This window comes from Pseudomonas monachiensis (assembly GCF_047345015.1).
GTDB classification, from domain to species: Bacteria; Pseudomonadota; Gammaproteobacteria; order Pseudomonadales; family Pseudomonadaceae; genus Aquipseudomonas; species Aquipseudomonas monachiensis.
On sequence record NZ_CP178857.1, the window covers coordinates 2,904,263 to 2,919,073 of the forward strand.

At 62.7% G+C, this 14,811-nt stretch carries 14 protein-coding genes; all 14 read right to left on the reverse strand.

Going from position 1 to position 14,811, the window contains the following annotated elements; all coding sequences use genetic code 11:
- Nucleotides 1-46: 46 nt before the first annotated feature.
- The 14 genes from ACMDB8_RS13010 to ACMDB8_RS13075 all read right to left on the reverse strand — a co-directional run bounded on the left by ACMDB8_RS13010 (nucleotide 47) and on the right by ACMDB8_RS13075 (nucleotide 14,762).
- A complete protein-coding gene (locus ACMDB8_RS13010) occupies nucleotides 47-1,627 on the reverse strand; it encodes an aldehyde dehydrogenase (NADP(+)) (RefSeq protein WP_056724729.1) in 1,581 nt (526 codons plus the stop codon).
- A 139-nt stretch (nucleotides 1,628-1,766) separates the two neighbouring features.
- Entirely contained in the window at nucleotides 1,767-3,164 is a 1,398-nt protein-coding gene (abaF, locus tag ACMDB8_RS13015; RefSeq protein WP_409079030.1) for a fosfomycin efflux MFS transporter AbaF, read from the reverse strand.
- 73 nt (nucleotides 3,165-3,237) lie between these two features.
- Entirely contained in the window at nucleotides 3,238-4,155 is a 918-nt protein-coding gene (locus ACMDB8_RS13020; RefSeq protein WP_056724733.1) for a dihydrodipicolinate synthase family protein, read from the reverse strand.
- Nucleotides 4,156-4,281: 126 nt separating this feature from the next.
- On the reverse strand, nucleotides 4,282-5,310 hold the full coding sequence (locus ACMDB8_RS13025; RefSeq protein WP_056724735.1) for a trans-3-hydroxy-L-proline dehydratase: 1,029 nt from the start codon (nucleotides 5,308-5,310) through the stop codon (nucleotides 4,282-4,284).
- Between the two features lie 115 nt (nucleotides 5,311-5,425).
- Nucleotides 5,426-6,148: an amino acid ABC transporter ATP-binding protein gene (locus ACMDB8_RS13030; protein ID WP_008018646.1), complete on the reverse strand. Its 723-nt coding sequence runs from the start codon at nucleotides 6,146-6,148 to the stop codon at nucleotides 5,426-5,428.
- Entirely contained in the window at nucleotides 6,141-6,791 is a 651-nt protein-coding gene (locus ACMDB8_RS13035) for an amino acid ABC transporter permease (protein ID WP_223541233.1), read from the reverse strand. Before ACMDB8_RS13035 ends, ACMDB8_RS13030 begins: the two co-directional genes overlap by 8 nt.
- A gap of 10 nt (nucleotides 6,792-6,801) precedes the next feature.
- Nucleotides 6,802-7,467 (reverse strand): amino acid ABC transporter permease, encoded by a 666-nt coding sequence (locus ACMDB8_RS13040; protein WP_056724739.1) that lies wholly within the window; start codon nucleotides 7,465-7,467, stop codon nucleotides 6,802-6,804.
- Nucleotides 7,460-9,238, reverse strand: a complete 1,779-nt coding sequence (locus ACMDB8_RS13045) for an aconitase X (RefSeq protein ID WP_409079029.1) — start codon at nucleotides 9,236-9,238, stop codon at nucleotides 7,460-7,462. The genes ACMDB8_RS13040 and ACMDB8_RS13045 overlap by 8 nt, the downstream gene beginning before the upstream one ends.
- Before the next feature lie 10 nt (nucleotides 9,239-9,248).
- Nucleotides 9,249-10,067: a transporter substrate-binding domain-containing protein gene (locus ACMDB8_RS13050; protein ID WP_046042020.1), complete on the reverse strand. Its 819-nt coding sequence runs from the start codon at nucleotides 10,065-10,067 to the stop codon at nucleotides 9,249-9,251.
- Between the two features lie 344 nt (nucleotides 10,068-10,411).
- Entirely contained in the window at nucleotides 10,412-11,161 is a 750-nt protein-coding gene (locus ACMDB8_RS13055; protein WP_056724741.1) for an AraC family transcriptional regulator, read from the reverse strand.
- Between the two features lie 74 nt (nucleotides 11,162-11,235).
- A complete protein-coding gene (locus ACMDB8_RS13060; RefSeq protein WP_409079028.1) occupies nucleotides 11,236-12,492 on the reverse strand; it encodes an FAD-dependent oxidoreductase in 1,257 nt (418 codons plus the stop codon).
- Nucleotides 12,489-12,725, reverse strand: a complete 237-nt coding sequence (locus ACMDB8_RS13065; RefSeq protein WP_056724745.1) for a 2Fe-2S iron-sulfur cluster-binding protein — start codon at nucleotides 12,723-12,725, stop codon at nucleotides 12,489-12,491. Before ACMDB8_RS13065 ends, ACMDB8_RS13060 begins: the two co-directional genes overlap by 4 nt.
- Nucleotides 12,718-13,833 carry an NAD(P)/FAD-dependent oxidoreductase gene (locus ACMDB8_RS13070; protein WP_409079027.1) on the reverse strand — a complete coding sequence of 372 codons (1,116 nt, stop codon included), beginning with the start codon at nucleotides 13,831-13,833 and terminating at the stop codon, nucleotides 12,718-12,720. Before ACMDB8_RS13070 ends, ACMDB8_RS13065 begins: the two co-directional genes overlap by 8 nt.
- Nucleotides 13,830-14,762 carry a 4-hydroxyproline epimerase gene (locus ACMDB8_RS13075; protein ID WP_223541230.1) on the reverse strand — a complete coding sequence of 311 codons (933 nt, stop codon included), beginning with the start codon at nucleotides 14,760-14,762 and terminating at the stop codon, nucleotides 13,830-13,832. Before ACMDB8_RS13075 ends, ACMDB8_RS13070 begins: the two co-directional genes overlap by 4 nt.
- Nucleotides 14,763-14,811: the final 49 nt, after the last annotated feature.

The following is a 14,811-nucleotide window of genomic DNA, read 5'->3' on the forward strand; positions in this document are numbered from 1 at the left end:
AAAGATCGCAGCCTGCGGCAGCTCCTACAGGTATTTGTGTGGTTTTCTAGATTGAGTCGCGTTGGCTGCTGCCATCCACCAACCGTGCAATCCCCAGCGGGTTGGCGTTTTTCAAGGCGTCGGGTAGCAAGGCGTCCGGGCAATTCTGGTAGCACACCGGACGCAGGAAGCGCTCGATGGCCAGGCTGCCAACCGACGTGCCACGGGCGTCGGAGGTTGCAGGGTACGGCCCGCCATGGACCATGGCATCGCAGACTTCGACCCCGGTGGGGTAACCGTTGAACAGTACCCGGCCGACTTTTTGTTCCAGCAGTATCAGCAGGTCCGCATGGGTCTGAAGATCCGATGCTTCGCCAATCAATGTCGCAGTCAGTTGCCCGTGCAAGCTGTTCAACGCCTGCCGCAGTTCAACCTTGTCCGCCACTTCAACGACAATGGTGGTCGGCCCGAACACTTCTTCCTGCAGCAGCGGATCCCCATTGAGCAGCAGGCTGACGTCGGCCTTGAACAGTTGCGGCCGCGCCTGATTGCCCTGCTGGTCGTGGCCCGCCAGGTGCGTCACACCCGGATGCTCGAGCAAGGCCCGCAGCCCTTTTTCATAGCTGCCGAGGGTGCCGGCATTGAGCATGGTTTGTGCCGGTTGTTCGGCCATCAGGTTGCTTAGTCGCGCAATGAACGCCGTCCATTCAGGGGCGCGAATGCCAATGACCAACCCCGGATTGGTGCAGAACTGCCCGCAACCCTGGACCACCGATGCCACCAGTTCACCGGCGATTTTCTCGCCGCGCGCACGCAAGGCTTCGGGTAACACCAACACTGGATTGATGCTGCTCATCTCGGCGAACACCGGGATGGGTTGTTGCCGTGCGGCGGCCATGTCGCAAAGGGCACGGCCACCTTTGAGCGAGCCGGTGAAACCGACGGCCTGAATCGCCGGGTGCTTGACCAGCGCTTCACCGACACCCGCGCCGTAGATCATGTTGAACACACCCTTGGGCATGTCGGTCTGCTCGGCGGCGCGCAGGATCGCATTGGCCACGCATTCGGCGGTTGCCATGTGCCCGCTGTGGGCCTTGAACACCACCGGGCAACCGGCGGCCAGGGCCGCTGCGGTATCGCCGCCAGCCGTCGAAAAGGCCAACGGAAAATTACTGGCGCCGAACACGGCCACCGGGCCGACGCCGATCCGGTACTGGCGCAGGTCAACCCGTGGCAGCGGCTGACGCTCCGGCAGGGCACGGTCGATGCGCGCGCTGTAGAAATCGCCCCGACGCAGGACCTGAGCGAACTGACGCATCTGGCCGCTGGTGCGGCCGCGCTCGCCCTGTATCCGGGCACTGGGCAGGGCGGTTTCACGGGTCACCAGGGCAACGAACTCGTCATCCAGGGCATCCAGTTGCGCGGCGATGGCTTCAAGGAATTGCGCCCGGCGCGTCGCCGGCAGGTTGCGAAAGGCCGGGTAGGCGGCCGCAGCGGCCTGGACGGCCGCGTCGACTTCTTGCGCGGTGGCTTGCACGAAAGAGTAGGGCAGTGCTTCGCCGGTGCTGGCGTCATGGCTGTTCAGGATGATTCCGCCGACGGCGCTGCGCGCTCCGCCGATGTAGTTGTGGCCAAGGATTTCGAGCATTGAAAATCTCCGGTCTGGAAAGATAAAGGGCAAAAGATCGCAGCCTTCGGCAGCTCCTACACTGACCGTATTCACCCGGCATTAACGGATGGACACCATTTCTGTAGGAGCTGCCGAAGGCTGCGATCTTTTGAGGCACTCAAGCCAACGAATCACCCCGGCACGGGGTGGCTGGCAAGGCTGCGTCCACGGCAGCAACCCGCGCCGCCGACTCGGCATCCACCTGGCGCAATGACTTGCCACGGGTCTCGCGGGTCAGGCCGACCGCCACCACGGAAATCAGCGCGGCGCCCACCAGGTACCAGGCGATCGGAGTCGAGCTGTTGTACTTGTTGAGCAAGGTGATGGCGATCAGCGGTGCCAGGGAACCGGCGAAGATCGGCGCCACCTGGTAGCACAGAGACAGAGCGGTGTAGCGTACGTGGGTCGGGAACAGTTCAGCCATCAGCGCCGAGTAAGGCGCATAAGTCATCGATTCGATGGCCAGGCCCAGGGTAATGGCGGCCATGATCAGCCAGTTGTTGCCGGTGTCCATCATCGGGAAACCGATGAAACCCCAGAACGCTGTGAGCACCGCGCCGGTCAGGTACACCGGCTTGCGCCCGACAATGTCCGACAGATAGCCCATCAGCGGAATCAGGAAAAAGTGCACCAGGTGCGCGCCGAACATCAGCAGCAGAATTTGCGAAGTGTCCTTGTGCACCACCAGTTTCAGATAGGTAATCGAGAACGTCACCACGGTGTAGTAGAGGATGTTCTCGGCAAAGCGTGCACCGATTCCCACCAACACCGAGCGCCAGTGATGACGCAGCACCTCCACCACACCGAGCTGTTGCTGTTGGGTCTGTGCCTGACGGGCCTGGGCTTCCTTGAAGATCGGCGCGTCATCGACGCTGGTGCGAATCCAGTAACCGATCAACACCACTACCGCCGAGAACCAGAACGCCACGCGCCAGCCCCAGGCCAGGAACTGTTGCTCTGACAGGTTCGACGACAACAGCAGCAGGGCGGCCGTGGCCACCAGGTTGCCGGCCGGCACTCCGGCTTGCGGCCAACTGGCCCAGAAGCCCCGACGATTGTCCGGGCAGTGTTCGGACACCAGCAGAATCGCGCCGCCCCATTCGCCACCGAAAGCGAAGCCCTGGATCAACCGCAACAGCACCAGTAGCACCGGCGCTGCGTAACCGATCTGGTCGAAGCCAGGCAGGCAACCCATCAGGAAGGTGGTGATGCCGACCACGACCAGGCTCAGTTGCAGCAGGCGTTTGCGGCCGAATTTGTCACCGTAGTGACCGAATACCAACCCGCCCAACGGCCGGGCGAGAAAGCCGACCGCGTACAAGGCGAAGGCGGCGATGATGCCGTCGATGGGGCTGTCGGTCTGGCGGAAGAACAGCTTGCCGAAAACCAATGCCGAGGCGGTGCCGTAGAGAAAGAATTCATACCATTCGGCGACGGTGCCAGCCATGGCGGCGGCTACTACGCGTTTGAGTCCGGAGGGTGAGGTTGCGCTTTGCGTGTGTTGAGGATTCGACATGCTGACGTACCTTGTTAAGGCGCAAAAAAGCGGGCAGCCGGGCCGGGCCGGTAAAGGCCCGCCCGACAATCACTCAGAGACCGACGTCCGGCAGTTCCGGGCGGTTGGCCAGTGCCTTGGCCATGATCTGCTCGACGAATACGCGGTCGGCTTCCGGCAGGGCCAGGCGTGGCGGACGGGTCAAGGCACTGCCGCGACCGGCGATGGCTTCACACAGCTTGATGCACTGCACCAGGTCGGCACGGGCATCGAGGTGCAGGATCGGCATCAGCCATTCGTAGATCGGCATGGCTTCGGCGAAACGCCCGGCCTTGGCCAGGCGGAAGATGGTTTCGCCTTCTTTCGGGAACACGTTGGACATGCCCGAGACCCAACCTTCGGCACCCACGGCGATGCTTTCCAGCACCACGTCGTCGAGGCCGGCGAACAGCACGAAACGGTCACCGACTTCGTTGCGCACGTCGATGAAGCGGCGGGTGTCGCCGGAAGAATCCTTGAAGCACACCACGTTGTCGCAGTCGGCCAGGGAAATCAGGATGTCCGGGGTGACGTCATTCTTATAGATAGGCGGGTTGTTGTAGACCATCAGTGGCACGTCGGCGTTTTTCGCCACGTAGCGGTAATGCTCGGCGGTCTCGAACGGCTTGGAACCGTAGACCAGCGCCGGCATCAGCATCACGCCATCGACGCCGACCCGGCGTACGGCATTGGCGACCTTGGCCGCTTGTATGCTGGTGAACTCGGCCACGCCGCAAATCACCGGTACGCGACCGCGGGAGGCATCGACAGCGACTTCGGTCACGGCGATTTTCTCTTCGGCGGTCAGCGAGGTGTTCTCTCCCACCGAACCGCAGACCACCAGGCCTGAGACGCCATCGCGAATCACATTGGAAATCACCTGGTGTGTCTTATCCAGGTTGATCGTGAAGTCATCGTTGAATTGAGTGGTCACTGCAGGGAAGACGCCACTCCAGTTAATGCGCTTGCTCATTGTTGCCTCCGGTTCGTTAATAGTATTTCGTATACGATATTTAAAATGACAAATTTCGGCTAGTGCTTTTTTCAGTTTTCAGGGGTTGTTTATGCGCCGTTGGTCCGGTGTTCAGGCATGCCGCGATCAGGCGCCGGGCCAGGTATCGGACAGGCGATAGCCTTGTGGCCACGGATCGCTTGGGTCGAGCAGCAATTGATGGGTGCCGGTGATCCAGGCTCGGCCGGAAATACACGGGTAAATCGCGGCGCGGCCGGCGACTTCGGTCAACGAATCAATGCGGCAGTGGAACTCGGAGCCGATAATCGAACGGCCGATAAAGCGCTCGCCAACCTGCATCAAGCCTTTGGCCTGCAACACCGCCATGCGCGCCGAGCAACCAGTTCCGGTGGGGGAGCGGTCGATTTTGCCTGGTTGGATGACCACCGCATTGGCACCGGTGGCGATGCCGTTCTCATGGACGATGGGCGCAGCGATCTGGCAGAAGGAAATGTGCGACCACTCGGGGTTCAGCGGATGCACGAAGCCCAGTTGTTCGTTGGCCGCTCGAGTGATTTTCAGACCGACCGCCACCAGATCGGCGGCTTCATCCGGGCTGATGGAAAAACCCAGGCCTTTGGCATCGGCAATCACAAAACTGTCGCCACCATAAGCGGTATCAACCTTCAGCGAGCCGATGCCTTCGACTTCAATCCACGCATCCAGGCGATCAGCGAAGGACGGCACGTTCTTGACCTCCACTCGCTGGACCTTGCCATCGCGGCAATCGGCCACGGCTTCGATCAGGCCACCGGGCGCTTCCAGCACCAGGCGGGTTTGCGGCTCGGTCATGGGCAGGATGCCGCTGTCGAGCAATACGGTGGCGACGCACAACGAGTTGGAGCCGGACATCGGCGGGGTGTCCGCCGGTTCCATGATGATCCAGGCCATCTGCGCCCGTGGGTCCTTGGCCGGGACCAGCAGGTTGACGTGGCGGAACACGCCGCCGCGGGGTTCGTTGAGGACGAAGTTACGCAGGGTTTCGTCCCGGGCGATCCAGCGCGACTGTTCCCACACGGTGGCGCCGGGCGGCGGGGCGACACCGCCGACGATCACGTCGCCGACTTCGCCTTCGGCGTGGCAGCTGACTACATGAATGACTTTCGATGAACGCATGGTTTGCTCCTTGTTTCGCCTGTGAAGGCCTCATCGCGAGCAAGCTCGCTCCCACAGGGTTTACGGCGTACACAGATCAGGGTGGGAGCGAGCTTGCTCGCGATGGGGACAGTGGCTATTTCACTGATTTCAGAAACTCTGCAGTCTCCGCACGCACCGGATTGCCAATCACCTGATCCGGCGAACCAATCTCATGCACCAGGCCATTGCGGAAGAACGCCACACGGTCGGACACGTCCCGGGCAAAACGGATTTCGTGGGTCACCAAGACCATGGTCATGCCGTCTTCGGCGAGCATGCGCATGGTGTCCAGCACTTCACCGACCAACTGCGGGTCGAGGGCCGAGGTGGCTTCGTCAAACAGCATGTAGTCCGGTGACATGGCCAGGGCGCGGGCGATGGCCATGCGTTGCTGCTGTCCACCGGACAGCTTGCCGGGGAAGGTCTTGAGCTTGTCGCCCAGACCGACGTGGGTCAGTTGCTTGACCGCCAGTTCTTCAGCTTCAGCCTTGCTTTTGCCCAGCACTTTGCGCGGCGCAAGCATGACGTTTTCCAGCACCGTCAGGTGCGGGAAGGCATTCCATTGCTGGAACACAATGCCGATTTTCTGCCGCAGGCGATTGAGGTCGGTGGCGCTGTGATGGACCTCGACGCCGTCAACGCGGATGTTGCCTTTCTGGATCGGTTCCAGGCCGTTGATGCACATCAGCAAGGTCGATTTGCCGGAGCCGGAGCCGCCGATGATCGACACCACTTCGCCCTTGTTCACCGTCAGGTTGACGCCCTTGACCACTTCGAGGTTGCCGAAGGATTTATGTACGTTGTCGATCTCAATCATTTTCTTGCCACCTTCTTTCCAGACGAGCGCCCAGGCGTGCGACCACCAGGCTCATGACGTAGTAGATAAGGCCCGCGATGCACAGCACCAGCAACGGTTCCTGGATGCGGGTGACGATGGTTTGCGAGGCGCGCAGCAGTTCGACGATGCCGATCCACATCACCAGCGCGGTGTCTTTCATGACACCAAGTACCAGGTTCAGCCAGCCGGGGAACGCTACCCGGGTGGCCATCGGCAGGACGATCCAGCGCAAGTCCTGCAAGAAGCTCAGCCCCAGCGAACGGCTGGCCCGGCGCACGGTGAACGGCACCGCCAGCACGCCGGCCCGCACGATCTCGGTGAAGTACGCCGCCGCGTAAACCCCCAGCACAATGCAGCCGACGCTGAAGGCGCTGATGTTCAAGCCGACGATGCTTTTGAGTGAGTTGAACAGCACGAACTGGATCAGCAACGGCACGCTGCGAAACACGTCCAGCACCCAGGCCAGCGGCAGGCTGGCCCGTGGCAACAAGGCCCTCAGCAGGCCGAAGAACAACCCTGCGAAGGAGCCGAGAATGATCGACCAGAACGTCAGTTGCATCGTGACCCACGCACCGTTGAGCAGGAACATCAGGTCATTCGAGGAAAAATCGGTGAAAAACATGGACAGCTCCTCAGTAACGGAACAACCGCCAGGCCATCAGCCGGGCTGCCGCGACGATCGCCTTGGCAATCAAGTAATACAGCACCGCTGCGATGGCGAAATACTCGAAGGTGCGGAAGGTTTTGACGTTGTATTCCTGGGTCACGCCGGTCAGGTCATTGTTCAGCCCGACGATCACCCCCAGCGACGTCATCAACACCGCCCAGACCATCTGATTGGTCAGCGGGTAGAACACGATCCGCAGCAGTTGCGGGACGATGATCATGCGGTAGGCCTGGAAGGCACTCATGCCCAGGGAACGCGCCGCACGCACCTGCGTGTTCGGCACGGCCTTGAGGCCGCCGCGAAAGTTCTCCGCCAGATACCCGGCATTGTTGAAGGTAATCCCGGCCAGCAGGGCGAACCAGGAACTGACGTGCAGGTTCAGCGAGCCGAGGCCGAAGTAGAGGATGTAGATCTGGAACAGCGACGGGGTGTTGCGGGCAATCGATACCCAACCGTTGCCGAACCCGCGCAGTAATGGGTGTTTGGCCTCGCGCATCACCGTCAGCGCCAGGGCGATCAGCACGCCGAAGATCATCGACAGCGCGGCGGTTTCGAAGGTGACGATGGCACCGCCGAGCATGTCCGGCAGGGCGCGCAGGGCGGCGCGCCATTGGAAGCTGTAGTCAAACATGCGCAGGGCTCTCCAGTAGGGCAGCAGGTTGTAACCAGGCCGGCAAACGTCCGCTGGCCGTTGCGGTGCAGGCCGCGTCGACGCATTCGGCAAGGCTGGCGAAGTGCACCTTGCGGCCGACCAGGCCCGGTGCGTAGTGGGCGTATTTGCCCGAGTTGGTCATCAGGGTTTTGGCCGCCAGGGGGATTACGGGTTCGCCGAGCATGCACCAGCAGGTGTCGGTGACCAGGGTCGCGCCAAACCCTTGGATCACGGCGATGTGCCCGGCCTCGCGGGCCTGCTCCAACACGGCACGGCCGCAGGTGATGGCAAGCACCACATCCGGGTGTCTTTGTCGTCCCCGGCACAGTCGCGCCAGGTGAGCGAACTCGCTGAGGGAAAAGTGCGGGTTACCCAGCGACACCACATCCACCCGGTTATCGCGAGCACTGTTGAGTGCGCGCCAACTCGACAGCAGGTCCTTCAGGCGGATCTTTTCCACGGCAATGGAAATGTCCGCATCCAGCACCTGTGCCGGGTCAATGGCCTCCGGGGTGACCCCGGCGATGTGGAACAGTGGCGCCGCAGAGGTGGTGGCGAAGGCCGCGCCAAAGGCTTTGAGGTCGTCCAGGCTCGGCTTGCGTTTTTCCAGTCCCCGCACCAGCGGCACGCGACTGCCGGCCAGGGCACCAATGTGGTAACCCAGCAGCGGGTAGAAGGCATCGTCCAGTTCACCGAGGGCAGGCAACTCGATCTGCAACCGGGCCTTGCGTTGCGTGTCCAGGTGGCAACCGATCAGCGGCGCGCGACCGGTGAGGGCGATGCAGATGTCCAGGTAATCCGGGTATTTCAGGGTGCGTGCACCGAGCACGCTGTTGGCGTAGACCACTGCGTTGGATTCGGCCCAGACGATTTGTTCGCCAGCCTTCGGTGCAGTGTCGAGCAGGTACGGGGCGCAGGTGAAACTGAGCTGTGCGCCCATCGCCATATAGGCATCGCCCAAGGCACTGGCCGGTTCACCCAGTGCCGGGTCGATCCCCAGTTCGCGCCAACGGCGCTGGTCGACGGAAATTGAATTGAGGGTGGTGGGCACTCGCACTTTTGCTCCCCATTGCACCAGTTGCCCGGCAAAGCGCAGGCTCGCCGGTCCCGTGTAAATGCAGCCGTCGATGTGTGCTTGAGTGACATCCACCAAGTGCTCGGCACCCTGCAGTTCGGCCATGCGCAGGACGATCTGCATGGCCATTTGCGCGGCCTTGCCATGCCGACCATCGAGCAGCGCCCGATCGTGCTCGGTGAGCCGGATCGAGGCGGTGCTGTCAGTGTTTGGCAGTGGGCCGTCGAGCGCCTGCCAGGCGTCGCCCGGCAGGTGATCGAACAGGCTCAGCGTTGTATTTTCGACCCGGGCGAAGGCCTGGCCGCGCAAGGCGGCGAAGGCCTCCAGACCGATGCACAGCACCGGCAGGGAACGGGCAAAAATGGTCTGCGCCACCAGCACGCCCAAGGTCAGGATTTCGTCGGCTTCGGCCAGCACCAATGCCGCCGGTGCATGGCCGTTGCTGATCAGTTCCATCAACACACTGCTGCCGGTGCACGAGCCGCGACCACTGGGAATCGCCAGCACGCGGCCGGCCAGGTGTTGGCCGCTGAGCGGGTGATGGCGGTCGATGACTTCACCCGTGCAGGGATCGACTCCGCCCCAGAAACTCAAGCCGACATCGGCGAACAGCAGGGCGCCTTGCGCGGCACCCGCCACCAGGCTGCGCCCGGTCAGAGAAATTGGCCTAGGCATGCCGGACATCTCAGTAATAGACCTGAGGCACGGTCAGGTTGGTCGGCGGGATCTCGGTACCGACCCATTTAACGAACAGCTCCTTGTAGCGACCGGTGCGCACCTGTTGGTTGACGAACAGGTTGAGGTAGTTGAGCAGGCCGAACTCGCTGCGCTTGGCACCCAGGGACACATAGTCGATGACGTACGGGGCGTTACCGGCGACTTTCAGGTTTTTGTATTTGCCCGACTTGAGGGTGGCCGCGGCCACGGTGTTGGTGACCACGGTGGCATCGATGTGGCCTTGGGCGACCGCTAGCAGGGTATCGCTCTGCGACTGGTAGGCTCGGAAACTGCCCGAGCCCCAGTTCTTCACGTCTTTCTCCAGGGCGATGGCCTCATAGGTGCCGCTGGTGTTGCCCACTGCTTTGCCCTTGAGGTCGTCGAAGCCGTTGATGCCGGTGTCGTCGCGGGTCAGCACCACCATCTGGAAGGCAAAGTAGGGCACGGTGAGGCCAACGGTCTTGGCGCGTTCGAGGGTGTCGGAGGTGGATGCGACGATCACGTCAGCCCGCCCGGAGACCAGTGCCGGAATGCGATCCGGGAAGGGCGTTTCCACCACTTCGGCCTCGACCCCGAGGATCTTCGCCAGGTCGCGGCAATAGTCCACATCGAAGCCGGCCGGCGAGTTGCTGGCATCGCGAAAGCCCATGGGCGGGAAATCCAGGGTCACGGCGCAGCGCAGCTTGCCCGAACCGATGATGTCGTCGAGCTTGTCGGCCTGGGCAGTGGCGATAAAGGAGGTACTGAGAACAGCGCTGAGGGCTACGGCAAATGCGGGGTTTTTCATAGAGGCCTCGTTGATGTGGAGTGCTGTTAAATATCGTATTGGGGATTTCGTATACGATATTAACAATAGCAATCAACGTGCCTATTTCCAGTCCGATGGGTGAATTAGTTGTCAGGCCTTGGCGTAGAGGTTTTATAGCGGTGCAACCCGAGATGTGGTGACGCCAAGGTATCGGGGGCAGGTGTTACATATGGGAGCAGCGGTAGCGCGGGCGCCCCTTTAAGGAACACTGGCTGTCAAAAGATCGCAGCCTTCGGCAGCTCCTACGGGATTGGTGTACGCCCTTTAATCACGGGTGTACGCGGTCGGCGTAGGAGCTGGCGCAGCCTGCGATCTTTTGATCTTCAGCGCTGATTATCGCGATACTGACTCGGCGACAAACTGGTCAGCGCCCGAAACTGCCGGCTGAAGGCACTGTGGTCGGTGTAACCACAGCGCAAGGCAATCTCGGTGATCGGCAACCCGGTGTGCAGTAACAACCGCGAACCTTCTTCCAGGCGTGCCTTGTGAATCATTTGCCGCGGGGTGAGCTGGAACACCCGTTTGCAGTGCCGCTCCAATTGCGCCACGGAGTAGCCAGCGATGGCGGTCAGTTCGGCGAGGCTGATGGAGCGGGCGAAGTGGCGACGGATATGGGCATCCACGGCGGCGAGTTTCTGGAACGCCGGATGGTTCGACTGCGGCGATTGCAGGTCGCGGGAGATACCGGCCAGGCCGACGATTCGACCCTGTTCATCCTTCAAGGCGAGTTTGTGGGTCAGGCACCAGATCGGCTGATTGCCATAATACAAATGCAACTCCAGCTGATCGGCCAGTTCGCGACCGCTGGACAGCACTCGCCGATCCTGCTCGGTGTACAGCGGACCGAAGCGTTCCGGGAAGACCATTTCGGCGGTGCGCCCCAGCAGCTCGTCCCTGTGTTTGAAACCACAACGCCGGGCCAGGGTCTGGTTGACGAAGGCGTAGCGGGCCTCGCCGTCCTTGATGAAAAACACCACGTCCGACAGGGTATCGAGCAACGGCGCGATGGGCTGAAGGCTGTTCAGCAGCGTCGGCAGATCGCAAGGTTTAAAGGTAGTGAGCGAGGGATACATGGCGCCGGGGGTCTGAGGGTGACCCCCGGGATCATAGAGGCTCGCCAGCGTGGCCGAAAGCCCTGGCGTGGTCATCACGCTGGCGGGATATCGTCCAGGGACATCAAGGTTTCGATCCGCGCCGGGCTGAAGGGTGGGCGCGGTGCAGAGGGCTGCCAACCAAACAAATGCTGCACTGCGCCGCCACACACCCGGCCCTGGCAGGCGCCCATGCCGCAGCGACTGGCGAGTTTGGCTTCGCGCCAGTCAGAGTGACCGGTCAATGCCGCGTAGGGCACGTCTTCGCAGCGGCAAACCAGGGTGTCGGGGCGGGCCAGGGACTTGAGTCGCGGGTCGAGGGCGAACGCGCTGTTCAGCGCCTTGGCGAAACCCTGCCAGCGCGCCCGGCGCGGCCACAATTGCCTGGCGGCTTGCAGATTGCCGACCGCAGCGTGGCCGGCAATCGCACCCTCCACCAAGGCCAGTTCACTGCCGCCGAACCCTGTGCATTCGCCCGCCGCATAATGATCGGCGCGGTTGCTGGCCTGCCAGGCATCCACCGCGATGGCTTGATCTTCGATGGCGCAACCCAGTGCCTGACCCAACTGGATATTGGGAATCAACCCGAATCCACAGGCCAGCCGATCACATTCCAGTTCGACGATGTTGCCTTGTTGTTGCAGGCGCACGCCTTCCACTCGGTCGGTGCCGAGCGCCGCCAGTATGTGGGTGGCGGTGCGGTAATGGTGGTCGAACAGGCTGAACGATTGCAGCCATTTGCCGGGCCAGCGCGGCAGTTGCGCGGCGAAACCGGCGACGGCGCCAAGGCTGGCTTGTTCGGCAATGCGTTGCACTTGCGCGCCATGCTGTTTGGCGGTGGCGGCACTGGCCAGTAACAGCGGGCCGCTGCCGGCGATCACCACGCGCTCGTTCTGCACCGGCAAACCGGCCTTGATCAGCGCCTGCAAACCACCCGCACCGGTGACGCCCGGCAGGGTCCAGCCGGGGAAGGGCAGCAGCAATTCACGGGCACCGGTGCACAGAATCAGTTTGTCGTAGCTGATCAACCAGCCGTGGTCGTCATCTTCCACCAGCAGTTGTTTCGCGCCGGGGTTGGCGATCACCCGGGTACCGGCGTGATGGCGAATGTTGTTGCACGACGCCAGACGCTCGCGCAGGCGCCGGGCCTGACCGGGCACGTTGGCTTGAGGTCCGTCGCGCCAGATTTGCCCGCCCGGCAGCGGGTTATCGTCGAGCATGACAATGCGGGCGCCGCTGGGGGCAGCGGCAAGGGCGGCGCTCATCCCGGCAGGGCCAGCGCCAATGATCAACAGATCAGCGTATTCATTCATGGGCGAGTCTCCACCTGCATGCCGTCACGGCACAGGGTCTGGCAAGCCAGGCGACGCCGGCCATCGATGATCACCCGGCATTCCTGGCAAATGCCCATGCCGCACAGCGGCGCACGGCGCTGACCGCTGACCGAGGTGCGCGTGCAGCCGTCACTGGCCAACGCCAGGGCAGCGGCGACGCTGGTGCCTTCGGCGACTTTCAGGGCGTGGCCGTCCAGCAACAATTCAGGCATAGACCGGTTCTCCGAGAAAACGCTGGGGCAGATAAGGTTGTGCGGCCAGTGGCGGGGTTTCGTTGAACAGTTGCGCCACCAGTAAATCGGCGGTGCCGGGGGCGGTGGTCACGCCCAATCCTTCGTGACCGACTGCCAGCCACAAGCCTTGACGTTGTGGATGTTGGCCCACCAGCGGCAAGCCGTCGGGGCTGGCGGCGCGGAAACCGGTCCAGGCACGGATGCCATTGAGCCGGGCCAGCCCCGGCATGTACTCGGCGGCACGCTTGAGCATTTTCGCGAGCATCCAGCCTTCGACTTGCGGGTCGGTGGTGCCGAATTGCCGCGAGGCGCCGATGAACAGTTGCCCGGTGGGGCGCGGCTGGATGTTGCAGGCGGTCGACGGCCCCGTGGCGTTGTGGGCACTGGTGACGTAACCCAGTTCCACCAGCGTATGGGTGACGCTGCCGGGGTAACGGTCAGTGATCAGCAGGTGGCCTTTTTTCGGCTCGATGGGCAATTCCGGGCACAGTTCGTTGGCTTGGATACCGTTGGCCAACACCACGGCATCGGCACTCAACCAGTGACCATCATCGAGGCAGACGCGGTTGCCATCGACCGCATTGACCCGTGCCCGGCGCTGGCGGATGTTCGGTGTTTCGAGCATCCATCCGGCTGTCGCCGGGGCGTATAGAATGCCGTCGCCATTGATCAGCAAACCGCCTTCCAGTCCTTCGCTCAGTTCCGGTTCGCGCTGGCGCAGGGCACTGGCGCCGATCAGTTCGCAAGCCACGCCCTGGGCCTGCAGGTTCAGGAATTTGCTGTGGGCCACCGCCATTTCTTCGGCATTCGCCGCCAGCCACAGCGTGCCGTTGCAGCGATAGGCACAGCTGTCGGGCAGGTCCGCGCCCAGTTCGCGCCAGCGCTGCAATGAATATTGACTCAGGGCCAGTTCGGCGGGGTTGTCGTCGAGTACCAGCAAGTGGCCCATGCCGGCGGCCGTGGCGCCGTGCAGGCCGGCGTCCAGCACCAGCACCTGCAAGCCGCGACGGGCCAGCGCCTGGGCACAGGCGGCGCCGATAATGCCGGCGCCGATCACGATCACATCGGCCACCTGGCCCTCGTTCATGGACGAATGCCCCAGGCGAACGGGTCGTCCTGTTCGATGATCAGGCTCGCCTCGGCACTGATGAACGCGCGACCACGAATGGTCGGCACGATGCGCTCACCCTGCAGTTCGTAGGCCCCCTCGAACTCGCTGCCGATGACGCTGGCCTGGCGCCAGATCTGCCCCGGTTGCAACTTGTCGTCGGCCGCCAGGCATGCCAGTTTGGCACTGGTGCCGGTGCCGCAGGGCGAACGGTCATAGGCTTTTCCGGGGCAGAGCACGAAGTTGCGGCTGTCGGCGTGATCGTCATCGGCGAACAACTCGACGTGATCGATCAAACCGCCGTCTTCACCGCGAATGCCTTGGGCTTCCAGGGCTTGCTGCACAGCGAAGGTGTAAGCGGTCAGCGCTTCGAGGTTGTCGCCGGCCACCCGCAGTCCATGCTCGGCGATCAGGAAAAACCAGTTGCCGCCCCAGGCGATATCACCGACCACTTGGCCGATGCCCGGCACCTGCACCGCCAGCGCCTTGCGATAACGGTAGGCCGGCACGTTGCGCACACTCACCGAATGGTCTTCGTGCAGGGTTGCCTGCACCGTGCCCACAGGCGTTTCGATGCTGTGCACACCGGGGCCGATCTTGCCCAGGTGCGCCAACGACGCCACCAGGCCGATGGTGCCGTGGCCGCACATGCCCAGATAACCGGTGTTGTTGAAGAAAATCACCCCGGCACAGGCGCCAGGGTCCACCGGCGTGCAGAGCAGGGCGCCCACCAGTACGTCACTGCCCCGTGGTTCCAGCACACAGGCGGCGCGCCATTGGTCATGCTGTTCGGCCAGTACCTTGCGCCGTTCGGCCATGCTGCCAGTGCCCAGGTCAGGAAAGCCGGCGGTCACCAGGCGGGTCGGTTCGCCGCCGGTGTGGGAGTCGATCACTGAGATGCGTTTCATGGGAGGGCCACGTCCATTCGGTTGAGTGAACGCAAGAGTGGCCCGTGCG